This is a genomic window from Luteimonas aquatica (assembly GCF_022662575.1).
Classification (GTDB): Bacteria; Pseudomonadota; Gammaproteobacteria; order Xanthomonadales; family Xanthomonadaceae; genus Luteimonas; species Luteimonas aquatica.
In genome coordinates, this window is sequence record NZ_JALBFU010000017.1 from 1 (window position 1) to 22,407 (window position 22,407).

General features: G+C 69.6%; 19 protein-coding genes. 1 reads left to right on the top strand and 18 read right to left on the bottom strand.

The window, feature by feature from the left end; genetic code table 11:
* Nucleotides 1–132: 132 nt before the first annotated feature.
* Together MD221_RS16515 and MD221_RS16520 are read right to left on the bottom strand one after the other, a co-directional pair.
* Complete coding sequence (locus MD221_RS16515) at nt 133–981, bottom strand: heparin lyase I family protein (protein ID WP_242113082.1); 849 nt, start codon at nt 979–981, stop codon at nt 133–135.
* 105 nt (nt 982–1,086) lie between these two features.
* Nucleotides 1,087–1,461 carry a winged helix-turn-helix transcriptional regulator gene (locus tag MD221_RS16520; RefSeq protein ID WP_242113083.1) on the bottom strand — a complete coding sequence of 125 codons (375 nt, stop codon included), beginning with the start codon at nt 1,459–1,461 and terminating at the stop codon, nt 1,087–1,089.
* 83 nt (nt 1,462–1,544) lie between these two features.
* On the opposite strand from MD221_RS16520, the gene MD221_RS16525 reads away from it, so the two are divergent.
* Nucleotides 1,545–2,144, top strand: coding sequence for an FMN-dependent NADH-azoreductase (locus MD221_RS16525; protein ID WP_242113084.1), 600 nt, complete (start codon nt 1,545–1,547; stop codon nt 2,142–2,144).
* Between the two features lie 30 nt (nt 2,145–2,174).
* On the opposite strand, the gene MD221_RS16530 is transcribed toward MD221_RS16525, so the two are convergent.
* The 16 genes from MD221_RS16530 to wecB all read right to left on the bottom strand — a co-directional run bounded on the left by MD221_RS16530 (nt 2,175) and on the right by wecB (nt 22,165).
* Nucleotides 2,175–4,307 carry a YjbH domain-containing protein gene (locus MD221_RS16530; RefSeq protein ID WP_242113085.1) on the bottom strand — a complete coding sequence of 711 codons (2,133 nt, stop codon included), beginning with the start codon at nt 4,305–4,307 and terminating at the stop codon, nt 2,175–2,177.
* A gap of 95 nt (nt 4,308–4,402) precedes the next feature.
* Nucleotides 4,403–5,209 (bottom strand): capsule biosynthesis GfcC family protein, encoded by an 807-nt coding sequence (locus MD221_RS16535; protein ID WP_242113086.1) that lies wholly within the window; start codon nt 5,207–5,209, stop codon nt 4,403–4,405.
* Nucleotides 5,209–5,883: a YjbF family lipoprotein gene (locus tag MD221_RS16540; RefSeq protein WP_242113087.1), complete on the bottom strand. Its 675-nt coding sequence runs from the start codon at nt 5,881–5,883 to the stop codon at nt 5,209–5,211. The genes MD221_RS16535 and MD221_RS16540 overlap by 1 nt, the downstream gene beginning before the upstream one ends.
* Before the next feature lie 63 nt (nt 5,884–5,946).
* Entirely contained in the window at nt 5,947–7,044 is a 1,098-nt protein-coding gene (locus tag MD221_RS16545) for a polysaccharide biosynthesis/export family protein (RefSeq protein WP_339328437.1), read from the bottom strand.
* Nucleotides 7,045–7,132: 88 nt separating this feature from the next.
* Nucleotides 7,133–7,456: a hypothetical protein gene (locus tag MD221_RS16550; protein ID WP_242113090.1), complete on the bottom strand. Its 324-nt coding sequence runs from the start codon at nt 7,454–7,456 to the stop codon at nt 7,133–7,135.
* 241 nt (nt 7,457–7,697) lie between these two features.
* On the bottom strand, nt 7,698–8,588 hold the full coding sequence (locus MD221_RS16555) for a YdcF family protein (RefSeq protein ID WP_242113091.1): 891 nt from the start codon (nt 8,586–8,588) through the stop codon (nt 7,698–7,700).
* A 14-nt stretch (nt 8,589–8,602) separates the two neighbouring features.
* Nucleotides 8,603–9,850 (bottom strand): glycosyltransferase family 4 protein, encoded by a 1,248-nt coding sequence (locus MD221_RS16560; RefSeq protein WP_242113092.1) that lies wholly within the window; start codon nt 9,848–9,850, stop codon nt 8,603–8,605.
* Nucleotides 9,851–9,854: 4 nt separating this feature from the next.
* The gene (locus tag MD221_RS16565; protein ID WP_242113093.1) at nt 9,855–11,504 is read right to left on the bottom strand and encodes a heparinase II/III family protein; all 1,650 of its coding nucleotides are present in this window, start codon (nt 11,502–11,504) and stop codon (nt 9,855–9,857) included.
* 7 nt (nt 11,505–11,511) lie between these two features.
* Nucleotides 11,512–13,689, bottom strand: coding sequence for a bi-domain-containing oxidoreductase (locus tag MD221_RS16570; RefSeq protein ID WP_242113095.1), 2,178 nt, complete (start codon nt 13,687–13,689; stop codon nt 11,512–11,514).
* A 2-nt stretch (nt 13,690–13,691) separates the two neighbouring features.
* The gene (locus tag MD221_RS16575) at nt 13,692–14,852 is read right to left on the bottom strand and encodes a glycosyltransferase family protein (protein ID WP_242113097.1); all 1,161 of its coding nucleotides are present in this window, start codon (nt 14,850–14,852) and stop codon (nt 13,692–13,694) included.
* Complete coding sequence (locus tag MD221_RS16580) at nt 14,849–16,186, bottom strand: oligosaccharide repeat unit polymerase (protein WP_242113098.1); 1,338 nt, start codon at nt 16,184–16,186, stop codon at nt 14,849–14,851. Before MD221_RS16580 ends, MD221_RS16575 begins: the two co-directional genes overlap by 4 nt.
* 11 nt (nt 16,187–16,197) lie before the next feature.
* Nucleotides 16,198–16,734, bottom strand: a complete 537-nt coding sequence (locus MD221_RS16585) for an acyltransferase (protein WP_242113100.1) — start codon at nt 16,732–16,734, stop codon at nt 16,198–16,200.
* An 8-nt stretch (nt 16,735–16,742) separates the two neighbouring features.
* On the bottom strand, nt 16,743–17,255 hold the full coding sequence (locus MD221_RS16590; RefSeq protein ID WP_277928935.1) for an acyltransferase: 513 nt from the start codon (nt 17,253–17,255) through the stop codon (nt 16,743–16,745).
* A 19-nt stretch (nt 17,256–17,274) separates the two neighbouring features.
* Nucleotides 17,275–18,579: an oligosaccharide flippase family protein gene (locus MD221_RS16595; RefSeq protein ID WP_242113102.1), complete on the bottom strand. Its 1,305-nt coding sequence runs from the start codon at nt 18,577–18,579 to the stop codon at nt 17,275–17,277.
* A 13-nt stretch (nt 18,580–18,592) separates the two neighbouring features.
* The gene (gene wecC / locus MD221_RS16600) at nt 18,593–19,852 is read right to left on the bottom strand and encodes a UDP-N-acetyl-D-mannosamine dehydrogenase (protein WP_242113104.1); all 1,260 of its coding nucleotides are present in this window, start codon (nt 19,850–19,852) and stop codon (nt 18,593–18,595) included.
* 72 nt (nt 19,853–19,924) lie between these two features.
* Nucleotides 19,925–22,165, bottom strand: coding sequence for a non-hydrolyzing UDP-N-acetylglucosamine 2-epimerase (wecB, locus tag MD221_RS17580; RefSeq protein ID WP_339328438.1), 2,241 nt, complete (start codon nt 22,163–22,165; stop codon nt 19,925–19,927).
* Between the last annotated feature and the right edge of the window lie 242 nt (nt 22,166–22,407).

A 22,407-nucleotide genomic window follows, 5' to 3' on the forward strand; every position in this document is an offset into this window, starting at 1 on the left:
CACGCCGCCCTGGCCCGCGGCACCGACGTCGACAAGCCGCGCAACCTGGCCAAGAGCGTCACGGTGGAATAGCCAGCCCCCCCGCGCACACGGCATCAAGTCCGGCCCACCCGGTCCGGACTTCCGGCAACGTTATGGCGTAGCCGCTTCCTTGGTCGTTGCGTACAGGATGTCGTCGTACATGATGATCGTGTGGTTGTTCTGCCCTTGGCGGTAGAGCCCGCACCGCACGTCGAACTTGTCGAGATAGCCGAACTCGGGAGGATTCCCCCAGTCGCCGACCCAGCGCACCACCTCGACGCCGTCGAGCCAGATGGCGATGGCGCCGCCATGCCCGTCGCCGTTGTAGCTTGGCCTCAGCTCATAGACCAGGGTATGCCAATCCCCTTTCGAGATCGGTTGCGCAGAGCGCCATATCACCGTGCTGTCGAGATGGGTCCTGGCGACGGCCTCCAATCGCAGATCATGCGTCAAAGAGAGGGTAAAAGGCACTTTTCCGCTCTGCGCAGTATCCGGAGCGGGACGTTGCCAAACCTGCATCACATGCAGCCATCCGGTCGGCGCATCCATCTGCGGATGCAGCATGAAGGCATAGCCCAAGTAGCGCGTCGTCGCATTCTGCAGGGCAAAACCGTCGCCGGCACCATGAACCGCACGAATCTCCACTCGATCGAACGGAGAGAAGGATGGATAGGCCCGCAATCCAATGCTCCTGCTGCCCGAGTAGGCCATGGTTGGAGAAATCCAAGCGTAAGACTCCCCGTCGGCGGGCATATCGCGGTCGTTGCCGATCGCGATGCCGCGAAGGAAGTGATAGGCCCGCCCAGGCAGGGTCTCCCCGTGATACTCCAGGGACGTGTCAGGTTCGGCGTCGATATACACGTATGGCTCCTGCGCGAGCGCTGCAAATGGCATCAACGCAGAAAAAAACAAAATCAAGATTCCCGGCTTCATCATTCCCCCAGCGGTGACGGCGGCCATAGCGGCACGGCACGGAATCCTATTCCATTCGCAGTAATGAGAAAGTGTTTCTCGTTCGACCCCAAAACCCATCGCAACGCTCCCGCGTCATGGATCCTTATCGCGTCAGGCCACACGCGCCGCCTTGTTCGAATTTCTCCGCCCCGACACCCAGACGAAGATCGCCTCGAACACCGGGCGCATCCGCTTCGCCTCCTCGGCGATCGTGTATTCCACGCGCGGCGGGATTTCGGGATGGACCGTTCTGTGGACGAGACCGTCGGCCTCCAGCTCGCGCAGCTGCGCGGTGAGCATGTGCTGTGTCACGCCGGGAATGGCGCGGCGCAGTTCGTTGAAGCGATGCGTGCGCTGGCTCAGCAGCCACAGGATCTCCAGCTTCCACTTGCCGCCGATCGACTGTATCGCCTTGCGCACCTCGTCGTGGAAGGCGAACACGCTTTCCTGCGAACCTTCGCAAAGCTCTTCGGTATGGTTTTCCATACTAGGTCAGAAAAACAATCCTTCTTGAAGGAAATACTGTACGCCAATAGTTTCATGCGCCCAAGCCAACCATTCCCACACGCATGAACATCCTGCATATCGATTCCAGCATCCAGGGCGGGCAGTCCGTCAGCCGCGCCCTCTCCGCCGCCGCCGTGTCCCGCCTGCGCGAATTCGCGCCGGAAGCCAAGGTCACCTATCGGGACGTCGCCTCCGCGCCGATTCCGCAATTCTCGGCCGCCATCGCCTCTGGACTCGTCCAGGACACGCAGACGGCCGAGTCGCGCCGGGACGCCGAGATCCTTGGCACCGTGCTCGACGAAGTGCTCGCCGCAGACGTCATCGTGATCGGCGCGCCGATGTACAACTTCGGCATCCCCAGCCAGCTCAAGTCGTGGCTGGATGCGCTCGCCGTACCGGGCAGGACCTTTCGCTACGGCGCCGCCGGCGTCGAGGGACTGCTGGGCGACAAGCGCGTCGTCATCGCGTCCTCGCGCGGCGGCTTTTACGGCCCGGACAGCCCCGCTGCGGCATTGGAGCACCAGGAAAGCCATCTGCGCGGCTTCCTGGGCTTTCTCGGCGTGACCCGGGTGGACGTCGTGCGCGCCGAGGGCACCAAGGTGAACCCGGAACAGGCCCTGCAGGGCGGCCTGCGCCAGGCAACGCAATTGGAAGCGGCCTGAGACCGTATCGGGCCCGCGCGACGGCAACGCCTACTCGCCGATCTTGTCGAGATTGTCGTTGAACAGGTCGCTGTCGCGATCCTCGGTCAGCGTATACAACGCGTACTGCTTGGACAGGCGGGCGCCGCCGTCGCGGATGAGCGGCGCCCAGACGAAGCGGGCGCGGTTGGGCGTGGAGCGCCCCTGCATGAGGTCGAACGGAATGGAGACGTAGATGCCCTTGTCGAAGCTGCCCTCGCCGAATTCCTGCGCGGACACGTTGGTGAAGGTGGCATAGGCGCCCATGCGTACGCCGTTGCGGAACGAGCGCGAGGCATCGAAGGTGACGCCCCAGTCGCGCGCCAGGTAGCGGCCCGCGCTCACCGCGAGCAGGATGTCCTTGTAGCCGGTGTTGAAATAGCCGCTGACATGCCCGGTGACGACGCTGTAGCGGCGGAAGGTGAAGTCCTGCTCGAAGCTGCGCTTCTTCACCCAGTTCAGGTCCATGCCGAACGCCCATCGCTCGCCGAAGGGCCGGTACAGCACTTCGCCACCGACGCCGCCGTACATGCTCTCCAGCATGCCGGCATAGGCCAGGCCGTACCAGTCCGCGCCCAACCGTCGCGTGGCGGTGAGCTGGAACAGCGGCATGGTGATGCGGCTGGAGGTCAGGTATTCGCGAACGTGGGTGCGCACGCGCGGGAGACGGCTGGGCGCGGTGTACTTGAAGCGATCGTAATTGTCCAGGAGATTGCCGCTGAGGCTGCCGTTGAACCACAGGTTCGGCGTGAAGCGGAACTCGGCGTCGTAGTTGGCGCTGAGCTTGTAGAGAACGAAGGCGTCCGGGCCGCCGATGTTCTGGCTGTAGCCCAGGGAGAAACCGCCGGTATAGCGATCCAGCGGCGCGCGGTACAACACTTTCTCCGGCGCGGCCAGCGGCACATTCTGTTCGACCGACAGGCGCAGGGTCTTCAGGTCGATGTCGTGGGCGAGGAAGGCATCGAAACGGCGGCGATCAATGCTGGTCTCGGAGATCTGCATGCCCTCGCGGGTCGACACCACGGTGAACCAGTCGGTGCCGGCATCGACCCGGTTGCCGAGCACGCGCGCGGCGCGACCCACGCCCTTGGCCGGGTAGAGATAACGGTCCTGTTCGCCGGTGACCAGCAGCTCGCGTCCGCGCTGCGCGATCTTGGAGACGCGAATGCCGGCGTTGCCGTGCAGTTCCTTGCTGACCGACGCCCAGTCCACCTGCTCCACCGGCTGTCCCGTCTCGCCCGGCGCGCGCACCGGGGGCGGCGGATCGAGGGCCTTGGCCGGTCCGCGCGTACTGCCGATGTTCCCGTGCAGGGTCAGGCCGAACATCATCGTGTTGCCGCGCTCGTAGGCGGCGCTCAGATCGATGTTGCGATTGACCCGGTACACCACGCCGACGTTGATCGGCGATCGCTGCTTCAGGCGGGTGAACTGCGGTTCGTTCCTGCGGCTGTTGGGCCTGGGCTCGTGCTTGTAGTCGTTGCCCTCGTACTCGAGCTTCAGCACCCACGGGCTGCCCTGGCGCTGGTACACGATCCCGCCGAACAGCGACGGCCGCCCCCTGAAGTAGCGGATGGTGTTGAACTCGCCGCCGGTTCCGGACAGGTCGTCGCGCCCCGGACGGGTGCGGAACTTGTCGTCGATGACCGCGAACGGGTTGCTGAAATCGCCGCGGTTGCCGATGTAGCCCCAGGCCAGGCCCAGGCTGGTGTCGAAATCGCCGAAGCGCTTGCTGGCGACCACGAATTCGCTGCCGAAGTGGCCGGTACCGCCGATGTCGCGGCCGCCGATCGCCACTTCCGGCAGGTAGCGGCTTTCCTTCAGCAGGCGCAGCTTGGCGTCGATCGATTTGTCCTTGTACGACTGGTCGCCGCTGAGCGACGGCGACAGGCTGTACGGCCGGTTGGTCACCGCGACGTAGCGGAAACTCGTCTCCATCCAGGAGAACGGCTGCAGCGTCACGTTGTAGCGGGTGTAGGGTTCGGTGCGGTTGGCGGTGAACGAGAGCTCGCCTTCCTCGGCCATGCGCGCAGACGGGGTCTGCCAGTGGCCGGCGCCGCCGAAGTCGGTTTGCGTCGGCGCCTCCCCGGCCTGGGCGACGCCGACCAGGAGCCAGCCGGTGCCGACCAGGAACGCCGTCCGGGCCATGCGCGCGGATGCGGCGGCGCGCTTCGCGGCGGCGGCATGCGCTGCCCGCTCGCCATTCTTCCGCCGTCGCCGGCCACGGGATGCCGCACCGCGCTTCATGGCGCGCCCGCCTCGGCCCGCAGCGGCTGGGTGGCCAGGAACTCGGCCATTTCGCGGTTGAACACCGGGTCGACCGGATCGATCAGCCTGGCGCGCAGCGGCACGTAGAGCACCGCGCCCGGCGCCAGCGGCACGGGCGGGCCGCGATTCCACAGCGCGATGCCCTGCTCGAAGACGCGCCCGTCGGGCTGGATCACCTGGATCGTGTCGACGTCCGCATCCGGCGCGAGTGCGCAGTCCGGCAGGTAGAGCCGCGCATCGCGCAGCGCCACGTGCGGCAGCGCGCACTCGCGCTCCACCGCGCCCACGACGCGCACCGTTCGCGGCCGTGCCGGATAGACCAGGCGGTCGCCATCGGCCACCGGCAGATTGGCGGCGGCGGCGACCTCGAGCACGCGGCCGTCGAGCAGCGCGACCTGCCGACCGGTGACCGGCATCGCGCGCAACTGCGCGGCCAGGCCGGTGGCGAGCGCGACCAGGCGATCGTTGCCCTGCCCGCCCGCCAGCCGCGCCAGCAGTTCCAGGTCGAAGAGCAGTCCGGCCTTCAGGCGCGTCTGCTGCGGTATCAATGCCGGCCGCAGCCAGGCGGCGCCGGCCAGGTAGGCATGCGGGCGCGCTTTCGCGGCCAGCGCCGCATCGTCGAGCCGTGCCCTGTTCTCGAGCAGATGCTCGCCCGGCGCATCGACCTCGCCTTCGGCCATGACGCGCACCTGCGACAGCGCCGTGCCCGCGGACGACAGCGCCAACGCGGCCGCCAGCCAGGCCGCGCCATGGCGCCGCAGGCCAATGCGCATCGCCGGCATCAGCGCGCCTCCGTGCGATAAGGGCGAAGCTGCACCAGGGTGAGCGTCTGCTCGGGCGCCACCGTCTGCTCGCTCTTCCAGACGAAACCGTCGCGGGCGTCGACCCAATAGGTGTTGCGGGCGCGGTATCCCGCCGCTGCCGCCTCGACGCGCTCCTCCACGCGCAGCACCGGGTGCGTCGTGCCGAGAACCTCGATGCTGTCGCTTCCGGCGGGTATCAGCTCCGCCTGCACCTGCACGCCGTAGCGATAGCCGGGCGACCAGTCCTCTACGCGCTGATAACGCACCGGCGCCGTCAGGCGGTGCAGCCCACCCAGGAACGGATCGTTCGCCGGCGGCAACAATGCATCCAGGTTGCCGCGCAGTCCCGCGGTGCGCACGATGCGGCCGTGCTCGAGAAACACGATCACGCCATCGGCGCCGTACCAGGCCTGGCGCGCGCCGTCGACGTTGCCCAGCACGAGCAGGGCATCGCCCCGCGGCATGGACGCCAGCATCTGGTAGTAAGGCTTCGCGGCGACTTCGGCGGCCGTCGGCGCCAGCGCCGGACGCCGTTGGAAGGCCTGCTTCAGGCCATCGAAGTTCGACAGCGACAGCGACGTGCATCCGGCCAGCAGCAGGGCGAACCCCAGGCTGAGCAGGCGCACGCCATGTCGGTACGCGCCGCGCATCATCGTCCGGCGCCTCACGTCAGGCCGTCGCCGGCACGACGGCGCATGCGGGCGACCGGACCTGGGCTAATTGCCGAGTTCGTTCTGCGCGCGCGCGGCATTGCTGATGATGCCCGACAAGGGCAGCAGCTGGGCCAGGAAGCGGTTCCAGCGCGTGACGCCGGCGGGACCGACATAGACCACATCGCCGGCCTTGACGCGAAAGCGCGAACCGATGGCGAAGGCCGCGGGCGAGGCGGCGTCGAGATGGTAGACCGTGGCCGGTTCGGCCTGCATGTCCTCCACGCCGCGGATCACGTAGACGGCCTTGCCCTTGGCGGTGGTCTGGTTCAACCCGCCCGCCCGGCCCAGCGCCTGGGTCAGGCTGAGATCGCTGGTCTTGAAGCTGATCGCCATCGGCCGCACCACTTCGCCGACCACGTAGGCTTCCTTGCGGTCGTTGTAGGGCAGGAAGACGCGGTCGCCGCCCTTGAGGTAGATCTCGGAGGCGGTCCTGCCGTCGCGATTGAGCGCGTCCAGATCGATGGCGTAGTCGCGGCCGTCGCGCGTGAGCACCAGCCCCGAAAGATCGGCCTGCTCGGTATTGACGGTGGCGCTGCCGACCAGCTGCGACAGCGTGAGCGGCGTGGACGTGATCGGCTGGCGCTCGGTCTTCACGAAGGCGCCCTGCACCGTCACCATCTGGCTGCCGTACTCGATCACGCCGATGTCCAGCTGCGGCGAGGCGACGTACTGCGCCAGCTTCGCGGCGACCTCGGCGCGCAGTTCCTCCAGCGTCAGTCCCGCCGCCTTGACGTTGCCGACGTAGGGGAAGAACAGCGTGCCGTCCGGGCGCACCAGGCGCCCGTTGGCCTGCGGCTGCTGCTGCGTGCCGGCCGGCATGGTGATTTCCGGGTGATCCCAGACCGTGACGTACAGGGTATCCCCCGGGCCGATGCGATAGGCGTCGGGACGGTAGTCGCGCAGCTCCGCGGGAAGTTCCGCCTGCGGCTGCGCCGCGCGCTCCATCGCCAGCAGCTTCGGCGTGATCGGCACCAGGACCACATGCCCCTCCTCGACCGAACCGTCGCGCACGAACTGGTTGGTCGACATGTGCTGGCCGGGCGCCCAGATGCAGCCGCTCAGGGCGGAGACGACAGCGACGGCCACGAGGCCGCTAAGCATTCTCATGTCGCGTGATGATTCCTGGTGACGAGCGAAAGGAAGGTGCCGGACGGATCCGGCGCCTTCCCGCGTTCAGTTGGAGATGCGCTTAGCGCGTGCCGGTGGTGCCGCCGGTCCCGCCGGTGCCACCCGTACCGCCGGTGCCGCCCGTGCCGTCGTTGCCACGGCTGTTCTGGCCGGCTGCGCCGGCGACCGCCGCGGCGACGCCGTTGCCCGTTTCCGCCGGTGCCAGCGTGCCTTCGGAGGCGGAGGCTGCCGCCTGCGCTCCCGGCAGCGCCGGTTGTGCGTCGGCCTGCGCCTGCGGCGCGGCCTGCGTCGCCGGCTGCGGCTGCTGCGCCGGCTGTTCGGCCACCTGGGCGGCCGACTGCGCGGCGAAGCCGGCGGCCAGCAATGCGAAGAGAATTCTGTTCATGAGACAAGCTCCTAGCGGATGAAAGATCGTCAGAAGTGCAGTCCCCTGTCCGAAGTATAGCCTGCACGCAGATGACAGAAAAAGCACGTAAAACCGTGTTGTTACGCATCGAAGCGAAGTGCGTCACGCTATTTGTGGATCGCGGGCGCCTTTCGTGCTTTTTGCGCACCAAAGCGCGCCAACGCGCAACGAACGCGCGATGTTCACAAGACGTTATGCGCTGGAACGCCGCGAAATGCATTCACACTCCTAAACCCCGACTGTCGCGGCGGCGACGCCGAGGAATTCCTTCAACGCGCGGCCGCTGCGGCGCAACGCGCTGCGCGTGGGCACCCAGTCGTGTCCGCGCCAGCGGCCCGCGCGCGAGGCCTCGGCGACGGCGACCGGAACCACCTGCAGCCCTTCCTGCCGGAACATGCGCGCCGCGCGCGGCATGTGCGTGGCCGAGGTNCACCCAGTCGTGTCCGCGCCAGCGGCCCGCGCGCGAGGCCTCGGCGACGGCGACCGGAACCACCTGCAGCCCTTCCTGCCGGAACATGCGCGCCGCGCGCGGCATGTGCGTGGCCGAGGTCACCAGGAACACCGCGTGCACGCCGCGCTCGCGCGCGATCCGCGCGGTGAACGCGGCATTCTGGCCGGTGTTGCGGCTGCGCTCCTCCAGGATCAGCGAGGACTCGGCAACGCCCAGGCGCCGCATGGCGGTCGCCATGATCCGCGCCTCGCTCGTCGCGTGCCGCGCCGGTCCGCCCGACAGGACCACGGCGACGCGATGCTGCCGCCACAGGCGCGCGCCCGAGGCGACCCGGCTGCCGGCCAATGCCGACGCTTCCGGATCGCCCGCATCGAACCAGGCCGGTGCGCCGGTGCCGCCGCCGAGCACGACGATGGCGTCCGTCCGCACGGGCGCATCGGCGGCCACGGCGAAGCCGCGCCGCTCCAGCGCGGCGCTCAGCGCATCCGCCGCCGCCGGCAGCGACCAGAGCGCCGACCACAGCAGCGCCGCCAGCAGGCAGCAGGCCGCGACCGCCCGCCAGCGCAACAGCGCGGCCGGCAACGCCAGCGCCGCCACCAGCAGCGACAGCAGCGGCGGATAGCTCAGCGACGCGAAGACGGGGGTCAATGCCTGCAGCATGGCGGCGCGCGCGCTCAGGCCGTCTGCCGTTGCGATGCCGGCGTGCGCACGACGCCTTCCAGCACCTGCGCCATCAGCGCGGCCTGCTGGTCGCGCGAATAGGCCGGCGCCGCCTTCAGACTCCGCTCGCGCATGCGCGCCAGCGCCTGCGGATCGTCGGCGAGCGCGGCGATCGCCTCCGCCATCGCGCGCGCATTTCCCGGCGGCACGCAGCGCCCGCAGCCGGTGTCGGTCACGATCCGCGTCGCTTCCCCCTGCGGCAGCGACATCAGCGCCGGAATGCCCATGCCCATGCCCTCGAAGAGCTTGGACGGGATCACGGTGGCGAACACTTCGCTGTCGCGCAGCGGGATCAGCGAGACGTCGCACAGGCTCCACAGCCGCGGCATCGCCTCCTTCGGCTGCCTGGGGATCATGCGCACGTTGCCGAGCCCGCGCTCCTCCACCAGCGCCTCCACGTGGGCGCGCTGGGCGCCGCTGCCGGCGAAGAAGAAGGCGATGTCCTCGCGCCCGCGCAGCAGCTGCGCCGCCTCGACCACCGTGTCCAGCCCATGCGCCATGCCGTGCGTGCCAAGGTAGCCGACCACGAAGCGGCCCCGCAGGTCGTACTGCCCGGCCAGCGCCTCGTCGCGCGGGGCCGGCGCATAGCGCGACAGGTCCACGCCGTTCAGCACGACATGGATCTTGCCCCGCTCGATGCCGCGCCGCACCAGCTCGTCGCGGAACGCGTGCGTGACGGGGACGATGGCATCCGCCGAGCGGTACAGGAACATCTCCAGCTTCTCGAGCATGCGCACCACGAGGCTGCGCTTCATCGCGCCGACGGCGGTGATCGAAGCCGGCCACAGGTCGCGCAGCTCGAACACGAAGGGCAGGCCGCGCAGCCGGGTCAGCGCCCATCCGCCGAGCGCGCAGAAGAACTGCGGCGAGGTCGCCACCACCACGTCGGGACGACGCTCGAACAGGCCCGCCGCGACCGAGGCGGCCATGAAGCTCAGGTAGTCGAGCGTACGCTTGAGGAATCCTTCGTTGGCGGTGATGTAGGTCTTCACCCGCACCACGCGGATGCCGTCCATCGTCTCCACCGAACGCAGGCGGTTGCGATAGCCGGGGAATAGCCGTCCCTCCGGGAAGTTGGGCGCGCAGGTGACGACGGTCACCTCGTGGCCGGCGCGCACCCAGCGGACAGCGTGCTCGTAGGTGCGCGTGGCCGGAGCGTTGCCTTCGGGCGGGAAGTTGTCGGACAGGAACAGGATGCGCATGGCGTCAGTCCTGCCAGCGCAACAGTGTGGACATCGGCATGCCGGCGCGCAGCAGCGTCGCCTCGATCACCGAGCAGGAGCGGCTGAGGCCGAATTCCGGGTGGTAGAAGCCGGAAGCGACCTGCGTGCGGCGCGCGCCCTCGGCCGACCAGCGGATGCGCGCGCCGTCCTCCTCGCGCAAGGCCTGCTCGTCCACCTCGAATCCCGGCGCCACGCGGAAGCGCGCGATCGCGCTGTCGTGGTCGCCCTCGACGGTGTCCTCGACCAGCAACCCGTCCTCGCGCAGGTCCCAGCGGCGCCGGTGCAGCGGCCGTCCCGGCAGGCGCCGGTAGCCGTCGTGCGCCGCGGTCAGCCAGATGCCGCCGGACGACGCGCCGGTATCGATCGCCAGCGGCCGCGCGCGCCGGGCGACACGGAAGCTGCTCCACACCTCCGAGGAATCCTGCCCGTCGACCTCCACCGTGTTGTGCGCGGCCGTGCCGCGCTGCCAGAGCCGTTCCGGGCCGCTGTCGTAGCACGAGGTGCCGGCATTGACCAGGACGCGGCGGCCGTCCACCGACAGCTCGAAACTCAGGGTGTCGGCGTGGGCATGGCCGGGCAGATAGTCCGGACCGATCTCGCCGACGTCGGCGATGACCACGGCGCGCGCGTTCTGCAGCCGCACGTAGCCCGAATCCGGCAGGCGCTGCACCGGCGCCGCGGAAGCCGGCGGCACGGCGACGCCCAGGCGAGCGGCGTAGGCGGACAGCTGCGCCAGCGTCGGCGCGATACCGAGCGCGGCGTCGTTGAAGAACGCGATGCCGCCGTCCGGATGCGTCATCACCGCCAGCCAGCGCAGCATGCGCAGCGCGTTGTCGCGCCAGAGCGCGACATCGTGCTCGCCGAAAGCGCCGGGGAAGCGCTGCGCGAGCTGCACCAGGTCGAGCAGGTCCTCCAGCAGGATCGCGTGGTACATCGGGCTGCGTTCGAAATGCCCGCCGTCGGCGAGGATCTGCTCGCCGAGTTCGCGGCGGAATTCGCGCAGCGCCGCCTCGCGCCAGCGCGCGGCCTCGGCGCCCTCGAAGAAGGCGCCGGCGAACAGCAGCGCCTTCAGGTTGGCCCAGAGATGGTTGCCTAGCAGGTGCCGCTCCAGCCGGCCGCGCAGATAGCGCGCCTGGGTGGCCAGGCTGTCGAGCATGGCGCGCTGCGCATTGCCGTTGGTGGCCCGCCGCTCGCTGCACTGCCACTTGATCCAGTTGACGATGCGCAGCGACAGGCAATACGGCTCCCAGCCGTTGCCGTGCCCGGGCGGATTGGCCGCGATCCAGCGGCTGATCATCGCGCGGTGCCACTGCACCCGCTCGGCCGCGCCGTCGGCGTTGAGGTCGTCGAAGTAATGCAGGTTGTACAGCCACAGCTTCGGCAGCGCGTCGCTGTTCCAGTCGTCCAGGCGCAGCGTGTGCTCCTCGTTGAGGAAGCGGAAGCGCATCGGCCCCAGCATCGAGGCGGCGCGATCGCAGCCCTGCCAGTCGCCCGCGCGCCGAGACGGCGACGGCGCGGCCCGCGCGTCGACGCGCGGGCGGTGCAGCCGGTGCCAGGCGCGGCCGTAGACCTGCACCGGACGCAGGTAGCGCACCGTGTGCCAGAACTGCGCGGATCGGGACAGCCAGTTCATGGCGGGCTCAGACCTTGGCATCGAGTTCGATGGTGACGCGGGCCACCTCGAAGATCTGCTCGACCGGGATCGGTGCCGGCCCCTGCCCGCGGATCGCCTGCACGAACGCGGCCGCGCAGGGCACCTGTCCCTTGTCCTGGCGCCAGAGGTGCATCTTCGAGAAACCGGGCCAGCCGTATCCGCGCAGGCGCCGGAAGTTGTCCAGCTGCAGCACGCGCCCGGCCGCGAACACTTCCAGCCGTTCCTTGGGGAATCCCTTGTCGCCGTTGGCCAGGTAGTGCACGGTGCCGAAGGAACCGTCGGCGAACTGCAGGGTGAAGCTGACGCGGTCGCTGCGGATGCCCACGCCCGGCACGTTGCCGACCGCGGTGAGCTGGTGGCCGATGATCGGGGCATCGGCGAGGTGGCGCAGCAGGTCGACGAAATGGCAGGCCTCGCCGATCAGCCGGCCGCCGCCGACCTCCGGATCCTGCGTCCAGTGCTCGGCGGGAATGGCGCCGGCGTTCACCGTCATCACGAAGGCCTTCGGTTCGCGCACGCCGGCCAGCAGCGCGCGCATCTTCTGCACCTGCGGGGAGAAGCGGCGGTTGAAGCCGACCGTCAGCACCGGCGCCCTGCCCTGCCTGGCGCATTCGGCGTAGGTGTGCTCGATCGCGTGCAGCTCGTCGAGCGTCAGGCACAGCGGCTTCTCCACGAACACGTGCTTGCCCTGTTGCAGCGCCGCGTGCGCGAGGTCGGCGTGGCTGCCGTGCTGGGTGGCGATGACCACCGCGTCCACCTCGCCGTCGCGCAGCGCCGCGGCGGTATCGGTGCTGGCGTTGCGGAAACCGAACTTGCGGCCGAAGTGCACGCTGCTCACCCCGCCGCTGGAGACCACCGTGTGCAGCTGCGCCCCGGCCTTGGCGAAGGCCGGGATCAGCACGCGCCCGGCATAGTTGCCCGCGCCGAGGAACGCGACCTGCGCGCCGGGAGCGCGCGACGGCGCCGCGGCCGCGGCCACCGGCAGCGCGACGCTGCGCCGCATCAGCTCCGGGTTCGCGCGCTCCTGGTTCGCATGCTCCTGGTTCGCATGCCCGCCGCGCCCGTAGTCGAGCAGGATGCCCAGCGAAGGCTCGCCGCCGCCCAGCAGCGCATAGGCGCGCTCGGCCTGGCCGATGTCGAAGCGGTGGCTGACCAGGCCGGAGACGTCGACCGCCCCGCCGGCCATCATGTCCAGCACCGCCTCGAAGTTGCGCTGCTCGGTCCAGCGCACGAAGGCGGCCGGATAGTCGTTGCCGCGCTCCTCGTAGGACGGATCGTAGCGGCCGGGCCCGTAGGAACACGACACCTGGAACGAGAGCTCCTTCTCGTAGAAATCGGCGCGCGACAGCTCCAGCCCGGTCACGCCCACCAGCACGATACGGCCGCGCTTGCGGCTCATGTGCGCCGCCTGCGTCACCGGTTCGTTGCTCTTGGTCGAGGCGGTGATCAGCACCGCGTCCATGCCGCGCCCGCGCGAGAACGCCATCGCCGCCGCCACCGGATCCTCGCCGGCGGACAGGTCGACGGTCTCGGCGCCGAGCTCGCGCGCCATCGCCAGCTTGGCACGGTCGAAGTCGATGCCGAGCACGCGGCAGCCGTGCGCGCGCAGCAGCTGCACTGTCACCAGGCCGATCAGGCCCAGGCCGGTCACCGCCACGCACTCGCCCAGGGTCGGGTTGACCAGGCGGATGCCCTGCAGCGCGATCGCGCCGAGCACGGTGAAGGCGGCCGCGTCGGCCGACACGCCATCGGGCACCTTGGCGCACAGATTGACCGGCACCGACACCACCTCGGCATGCTTGCCGTTGGACACCACGCGGTCGCCGAGCGAGAACCCCGTCACCCCGCCCCCTACCCCGATCACGGTGCCGACGTTGCAGTAGCCCAGCGGCAGCGGCTGGTCGAGCTTGCTGCGCACCGCGTCCAGGGTCGCGGCGAGCCCGTCGGTGCGCACCTTCTCCAGCACCATGCGCACCTTGTCGGGCTGCTGGCGCGCCTTCTGCAGCATGTTGGCCTTGCCGAACTCGACCAGCATGCGCTCGGTGCCGGCCGAGACCAGCGTGACCTCGCTGCGGATCAGCAGGTGGCCGCGACGCAGCGCCGGCGCCGGGACGTCGGCGATCTCGGTGCTGCCGTCGCGCAGGTTTTGCAGAATCTGTTGCATGTTCATTCCGAAGAGGGGGAAGTGGAATTGGGGGCCGCGGCGACCGGCCGCCGCTGGCGCTTCGGCCGCGCCGCGCCGAAGCATTCGGCGACGATGCGCGCCATGGCCTGGTCCCAGGGCTCGAACTGCATCGACGCCAGCGCATCGCGCCGCGCGCGCAGCAGGCCGGGATCGGCGGCCATCGCACGCAGCAGCGCCGCCAGCGCCGGGCCGTCGCCGTAGTCGCACAGGAAGCAGGCCTCGAGCGCCTCGAACGGCGCGGAGGTCTCCAGGCCGCGGTTGGTGACGAAGGGCACCTGCAGGGCCGCGCAGTCGAACCACTTGTTGGGCTCGGCCAGCCGGTTGATCTCCAGCGCCGGGTCGTAGAGCGCCAGCACCACGTCGGAGGCCAGCAGCATCGCCAGCGCCTCCTCGTTGCTGACGATGCCGCGATAGGCGTCTCCGAGCTCGCGCGCCAGGCGCTGCGCATCCTCGCCCAGCAGGCGCCCGGCGGCGACGAACTCGATGTCCTCGCCGGCGAGCGCCCGGTACGCCGCCAGCGCCATGCCGGCGCCGCGCTCGGGCGAGATCAGCCCGCTCACCAGCACGCGCAGGCGTCCGCGCCGCGGCGGGATCGCCGCGCGCAGCTGCCAGGCCTGGGCGATCACGTCGCTGTGCGGCGTGTTGCGGATGATGCGCACGTTGCCGGTGTCGTGCTTGCCCACGCGCGACGCCCCGGGCACCACGTGCAGCGCGGCGCGGCGGCCGACGAAGGCCTCCAGGCGCTCGATCGCCCAGCGTACCGGCCTGGGCCAGGCATAGCTCTTGGACAGCTTGTCGCGATCGAGGAAGACGTAGCGGCAGCCGGCCAGCATGGCGGCCACGGCGCAGGGCACCGCGGCGTCCAGGCGCGAACAGAAGTACACGCCGGCCTTCGGCCTGAGCAGCACGCGTACGGTCAGGGTGGCCACCCACAGCAGATAGCCGAGCGCATTGACCGCGCCGCCGCCCCAGGAACCGAAGCGCAGCACCACCCGCACCTTCGGCAGCGGCTGCAGCGCGCCGTCACGGCTCCAGATCCAGAACTCGTAGGGCACGCCGGCCGCTTCCAGCACCTTGGCCAGCTTGCTCAGGTACGGATTCTTCAGATAGGGATTGCCCTGGCCCAGGATGATGGCCTTCATGCCAGGCTCCTCGACGTCCTGAAACGCCTGTCGCCGAGCCAGGCGACGCCGCTGAGCAGGATCATGGTGATCAGGTAGCGGCTCCAGCCGCCGAGCAGCTCCATGTACAGGAATCCGAACGCGAACATGAAGATCGAATAGCTGTACATCACCACGCCCAGCGGCGTGACCGATTTCTGCCGCGCGTAGAAGTTGCGCGCCCAGGCTAGGCAGGCGCCGTTGAAGGCGCCGAACAGGAAGATGCCCAGCAGCCCGAAGTTCATGTAGGCCTCGGTGGGCAGTCCGGTGGTGTAGGAGGTCAGGTTCTCGCCGTCGAGCGTGTAGGAGCCCGGATAGATCATGTTGCGCAGCTCGGGGCCGCCGCCGAAGGGCTTGTCCGGCCACAGCGAGCGCGGGATCGGGTTGACCAGCGCCGCATACAGGGTCTTGCCGTAGAGCAGGTCCCAGCGCCGGTCGTTGGCCGCCAGCCACACCATGTTCTCGGCGTTGCCGAACGCGCCGTTGAAGCCGTAGACCAGCAGCGGCAGCGCGCCCTCGCTGGCGACCGCGGTCACCGTGCCGGCGGAGGAGGAATCCAGCGTGGTGCGCACCTTGGCCCACAGCGAAAAGCCGATCGCGATGCCCAGCAGCGCCGGGAACAGCAGCACGATGCGGCTGAACCGCCCGGCATAGATCGACAGCAGCGCCAGCAGCACGATCGCGATCAGGATGAAGACGAAGTTGCGGTTGCCCATCGCCACGAAGGCCACCGCCAGGGCCAGGACGGCGCCCATGATCGCCAGCAGCCGCAGCGCCGAGGGCGACCGCCCTTCCCGCTTCTGGGTGAAATGGTCGGTGACCAGCACCGCGCCGTAGCAGATCGCGGTGAAGGCGAGGATCACTGCCGGCCCCATGCCGCGCCGGAGCACGATGCGGTCCTTCATGTACGAGGCCAGGTCGTAGCCGCTGATCGTCTTGGCCAGGTACAGCACCGCGAAGAACGAGGGAACGCCGAGGATCAGCAGCGCGCGCAGCTGTTCGCGCCCGGTGAGGCTGCGCACTTCCGGCAATTGCGGATGGCGCAGGCCGCCGCAGGCGCAATAGCCGATGACGCCCATCAGGGTGTAGATCGCCGAATCGACCAGGGCGCCGAGCTTGGCGTCGAACCCGTACGGGAACGGATAGGTCTGGATGCCGAAGATTTCCTTCACCCACGGCATGAAGCCGTAGATGAAGGCCATCGCCAGCACGAAGGCGTAAATCGGGCTGCGGTACATGCGGTCCATGCGGCCGCCGATCCTGGCGAAGGCGAGCAGCCCGAGCAGCGCGAAGAACAGGAAGTAGAGCGTGGACAAGCGCGCCTCCCCTAGGCCCGAGGCGCGTCGACGTCGCGCATGTACACCAGCCGCGCGGGGTTGCCGGCGTACACCGCGTGGTCGGGCACGTCCTCGCCCAGCACGGCGCCGGCGCCGACGATGGCGCCGCGGCCGATCCGGCGCACCCGCGGCAGCACGATCGCGCCGGCGCCGATCCAGGCCTCGTCCTCGATCTGCAGCGGGCTGAACTCGATCGGGTTGCGGTGCCAGTTCGAATGGCCGCGGCGGACCACGTGGTTGTGGGTGAAGATCCTCGCGCCTTCCGAGATCGCCACGTGCGCGCCCACGCGCACGCCGCCGGAATAGTCGATGTAGCTGTCCGCGCCCAGCTCGACGCCCTGCGCGAAGGCGATCGAGGCGGTGGCGCTCCTGTGCGCGGCCACCACCATGACGCGGTCGGACACGCTCATGCCGGGCGCGGCGAAATGCCAGCGGTACACGCGCCCGCGCAGGCCTCGCAGCCCGGGCAGGCCGAAGACCGAGAGCGTCCTCGCCACGACATAGCAGACCTTGGACATCCGCGTCATCGCCCGCCTCACTCGCCCCGCGCCGAGAGCTTTTCCAGGTACTCGTCGACCGAGCCGATCACCTTGCCGGGATTGCCGACCACGATGCTCAGCGGCGGGATCAGCCCGCGCACCACGCTGCCTGCGCCGACGATCGAGCCGGCGCCGATGTCGGCACCGGGCATGATGATCGAGCCGGTGCCGACGAAGGCGTGGCGCCCGATCTTCACCGCGCCGGTGCGGATCTTCGGCGGGTTGAAGCGGATGCCGAGTTCCTTGGCCGCGGTGTTCACCGCGGCGTCGTGGGTGAGCACGCGCACGTTGCTCGAGATCGTGCAGCCCTCGCCCAGGCTGATCAGCGAGTAGTCGGTGCCGTCGAACCAGATCTTCGCCGACAGGTAGTTGGGCACGCCCTCCACCCGCGCGCCTTCCGAGCGCAGGAACCAGGCGTACAGGCGCGTCACCAGGCCGGGCTTGATCAGCCAGCCGACGCGGATGGTGGTCAGCACGATGCTTTTCTTCAACAGACGGATGATGTTCATAGGACGGTAGCCGTGGGCCCTAGGCCGCGTTCGATGCCGGTTGGCGGAATGTCCCGCGGGTCAGCAGCGTGAAAGCGAGCAGCTGGACCGAGGAAGCGACGAAATAGGCGATGGCCAGCCCGGTGGCGCTGGCGTGCGTGCGCGTCGCGATCGACGCGGCGGCGAGCAGCACCACGGCGAAGGCCGCGTTGCCGGCGAGCAGCACGCCGGGACGGCCGTCCGCGGTGGCCTTGCGCATCATGATCGCGGTGGGCGCGGTAGCCACCGCCGAGAGCAGCAGCCAGTACAGCGGCGTCACCGATCCCACATAGGCGGGCGCGAAGCGCTCGATCACCAGCGGCGCGGCGACCGCCACCACGGCGACGATGGCGAGCGTGGTCCCGGTCACCAGCAGCATGGAGCGCCGCATCGCCGCCGACACGCCGTCGCGGTCGTTGCGGCTCACCGCCGCCGACAGCAGCGGCAGGACCGCATTGGCGACCACGCCCGCGCCGAACAGCAGCATCGAGCGCGCCTGGTTGCCCAGGGCGAAATTGCCGACCTCGGCCGCGCCGCCGGCGCTATGCGAGAGCAGCACCATCGACAGCCAGACGGCGGGCAGCGTCAGCAGGCCCGCCAGCGACGACGGCAAGCCGAGCCGCCACAGCACCGCCCAGTCCTCGCGCTCGGCGCCGCGCCAGTTCCAGTGCAGGCCATGCTCCCTGCGGTAGCGATGCACCACCCGCTCCTGCCCCAGGAAGATGACCATCTGCGCGGCGACGTAGCCGGCCACCGCCCAGCCGATCCCGCGCTGCAGGGCCGCGCCCAGCATCAGCGCGAACACGGCCGGCGCCGCCGCCAGGTTGGCCAGCGCCTGCTGCCGCACCCGGTTGAGCGCCATCGTCACGCCGTTCTGCACCGCCGTCAGGAAGCCGGTCAGCACCAGCAGCGAGGAGAGCGCGTACGACCCCGCCAGGCCGTCGGCCCCGCCCACCTTGGACGCCAGCAGCGGCGACAGCGCCAGCAGCGGCAGCATGAACAACAGCGAGGCCAGCAGCGCGGAGCCGTAGGACACCGTCATCGCGGTGCCCAGGCGCCTGGCGTCCTGGGCGGCCAGCGCCTCGGCGGTGATCTTGGTGGCCATCTGCCCGAGGCTGAGCGCGCAGAAGGTGGTGAACAGCAGCGCGGTGGTCTGGATCAGCGAAAACTGGCCGAACGCCGCCGGCCCCAGGTAGTGGGCGATCGCCAGGATGCCGACGAACGCCGCGCCTCTGGACGCAGCCATGCCCACCGCCGAGAACCCGGCAGTGGCGATCAGCCGCCGCATCACGGCGGCGGCCCCCATGCTGTCGCGGTCATCAGGCCCAGATACCTCGCGTGTCGACGATCCTGGTGCGCTCGGGCATCGCATGCGCCTTGAAGGCCTTGTGGTCGACCAGCAGCACGGCGATGTCGGCGCGTTCGCTTGCGGTCGGCAGGTCGGTCAGCACCGCCTTGCCGGAATTGAGCTGCGCCGGCAGCTCGTGGATGTGCGGCTCGACGGCGAGCACGCGGCCGGGATGGCGCTCGGCCAGCTCGGTGGCGATTTCCAGCGCCGGGCTTTCGCGCAGGTCGTCGATGTCCGGCTTGAAGGACAGGCCGAACACCGCGATGGTGAGGTCCTCGCCGCGTTTGCCCTCGGCCTTGGCCTGCGCGATCGCCTCGTCGACCTTGCTCATCACCCAGGCCGGCTTGTCGTTGTTCACCTCGCGCGCGGTGCGGATCAGGCGCGCCTGCTCCGGCGCGCTGTCGACGATGAACCAGGGATCGACCGCGATGCAGTGGCCGCCCACGCCCGGCCCAGGCTGCAGGATGTTGACGCGCGGATGGCGGTTCGCCAGCCGGATCAGTTCCCACACGTTGATCTTGAGCTTGTCGCAGATCACCGACAACTCGTTGGCGAAGGCGATGTTGACGTCGCGGAAGGCGTTCTCGGTCAGCTTGCACATCTCGGCGGTGCCGGCGTCGGTGACGATGCACTCGCCGCGCACGAAGATGCCGTACAGCTCGCGTGCGCGCTGCGAGCACGCCGGGGTCAGGCCGCCGATCACGCGGTCGTTTTCCACCAGCTCGCGCATCACGTGGCCGGGCAGGACGCGCTCGGGGCAGTAGGCCAGGTTGACGTCGATCTCGCCCTCGCGCCCCGGCTGCGGGAAGCGCAGGTCGGGCCTGGCCTGCGCCAGCCAGCCGGCCAGCTGCTGGGTGGCGCCCACCGGCGAGGTCGACTCCAGCACGATCAGGTCGCCCCGCTTCAGCACCGGCGCGATCGCCTTGGCCGCCGCCTCGATGTAGCCCAGGTCGGGGACGTGATCGTCCTTGAACGGGGTCGGCACCGCGATGAGGAAGGCGTCGGCCGGCTCGGGCGTCGTGGAGGCGCGCAGGAAGCCGCCGGCGACCGCCGCGCGCACGGACACGTCCAGGTCCGGCTCGACGATGTGGATCTCGCCGCGGTTGATGGTGTCCACCGCGTGCCGGTTGATGTCCACGCCGATCACCCGGACCCGCGCCGACGCGAAGGCGGCGGCGGTCGGCAGGCCGATGTAGCCCAGCCCGATGACGGAGACGGTGTTGAAACTCATTGCAATACTCCTTGGTGCCCCTCCGTTCGGAGGGGGATGGTTCGGAAATCCCGGGGCGGTCCGCGAGACCGCTCAGGCGGCGAGCAGCGACTCGCGCGAATGCAGCGCCGCCAGCGCATCGACGATGCGCTCGCAGGCCTTGCCGTCGCCGTAGGGGTTGTGCGCGAAGCTCATCGCGTCGTAGGCGGCGCGGTCGAGCAGCAGCGTGCTGATGCCGGAGCTGATCGAGGCCTGGTCGGTGCCGACCAGCCGCACCGAGCCCGCCTCCACCGCCTCCGGCCGCTCGGTGGTGTCGCGCATCACCAGCACCGGCTTGCCCAGCGACGGCGCCTCTTCCTGGATGCCGCCCGAATCGGTGAGGATCAGGTACGACTCGTTCATCAGGTAGACGAAGGAGAGGTATTCCAGCGGCTCGACCAGGTACACGTTGGGCATGCCGTGCAGGATCCGGTTCACCGGCTCGCGCACCTGCGGGTTCAGGTGCACCGGATAGACGATGTCCACGTCCGGATGGCGCAGCGCGGTCTCGCGCAGGGCGTGGCAGATCCGCTCGAAGCCGCCGCCGAAGCTCTCGCGGCGATGCCCGGTCACCAGCACGACGCGCCGGTCGGCGCGCAGGTACGGGAACTGCTCGGCCAGGGTCTGGCGCAGGAGGCGATCGCCTTCCACGCGCGCGACCACCTGCTGCAGCGCGTCGATCACCGTGTTGCCGGTGACGGCGATGCGCTCCTCCAGGATGCCTTCGGCGATCAGGTTCGCTCCCGACTGCGGGGTCGGCGCGAAATGCAGCGCGGCCAGCGCGCCGGTCAGCTTGCGGTTCGCTTCCTCCGGCCAGGGCGAATAGAGATTGCCGGTGCGCAGGCCCGCTTCCACGTGCGCCACCGGAATCTGCTGGTAGTAGGCCGCCAGCGTCGCCGCCAGCGTGGTCGAGGTGTCGCCGTGCACCAGCACCACGTCGGGCTTGAACTCCTTCAGCACGCGGCGCATGCCGCTCAGGATCGCCGTGGTGATGTCGGTCAGGTCCTGGCCCTGCTTCATGATGTCCAGGTCGTAGTCCGGGCGCACGCCGAACAGGTTCAGCACCTGGTCGAGCATCTGCCGATGCTGCCCGGTCACGCAGACGCGCGCGTCGAAGCGCGGATCCTGGGCCAGCCGCAGTGCCAGCGGGGCCATCTTGATCGCCTCCGGACGCGTACCGAAGACGCACAGCGTGCGCACCGCGCGCGAATTGGCCGCGGCGGCGCGGCCCGCCTGCGGGCGCTCGCTCGCGGGCATCCGCGCTTCGCGGCCGCTCTCCTCGCGCAGGCGCAGCGAAGGCGCCACCGCCAGCACCTGCGAGGGCGGCGCGATCGCCTCGACCACCGGCGGCGCCACGCGCATCCAGGCGCGCCAGGACACGGTCGTGTACAGCACCAGCAGGGCCAGGAACGCCAGCAGGTTCACCATCGGCGACATGCCGCGCAGCGCGTAGCCGAAGGCGGTGATCACCAGCGCCATCGCCACCATGATCGCCAGGGCCTCGCGCGGCGTGCGGCCGGCATCGATGAGCATGTGGTGCAGGTGCTGGCGGTCCGGCTTGAGGATCGACTGCCCGCGGCGCAGGCGGCGATAGACCACCGACAGGAAATCGAGCACCGGCAGGGCAGCGCACCACAGCGCCTCCACCGGCCGGATCTGCGCCGCCGGCGACTGGCTGAGATAGACCAGGCTCCAGGCCAGCATGTGTCCGATCAGCATGCTGCCGGCGTCGCCCATGAAGATCTTGCGCCCGCGCAGGCCGCCGAGATTCACCATCAGGAACGGCAGCAGCGCGGTCGAGAGCACCGTCAGCATCGCGGCGACGTCGGTGGCCGGCCCCTGCGCGAACATCAGCAGCGCCAGCACCGAGGTCAGCCCCAGGCTTCCCGCCAGCCCGTCGATGCCGTCGAGCATGTTGAAGGCGTTGATGAAGCCCACGGCCAGGAACAGCGTGAAGGGAATGCCGAGCAGGCCCAGGCGCACCTCGCCCATGCCGAACAGGTCGCCCAGGCCGCGCACGTACACGCCGCTGCCCGCGATCATCAGCGCCGCGGCCGCCACCTGCACCACCAGGCGCGAGCGCGCGCTCAGGTCGCGGGCGTCGTCGATCGCGCCCACGACGACGATCAGCGCGGTGCTGGCGAGCAGGCACAGGGTGAAGCGGTCCGGGACGCCGAGGTACAGCAGCCCGGCCGCCATGCCGAGGAAGAAGCAGATCCCGCCGATCACGGGCACGTGGCCCTGGTGGCGTTTCCTGGCATTGGGCTTGTCGACCAGACCGAATCGGTCCGCCAACGGGCGCAACTTCCAGATTGCTAGGGACGTGAAGGCGAATGCGATCGCCGCCGCGATCGCGAGTTGGACATCTGACCTGGCCATGTGGGGGACAGCCTCGGATAAAGGAACATTGGTGTCCGGCGTCCCCCTGTGGCCGACCGGACGGATTGCGCTCGAGCGGCCGTTGACGGGCCGCCCGGGCGTACGATGATCAGTTCAAATTACAGTCGCATGTCTGCGCAATACGCTTGCTTCGAATC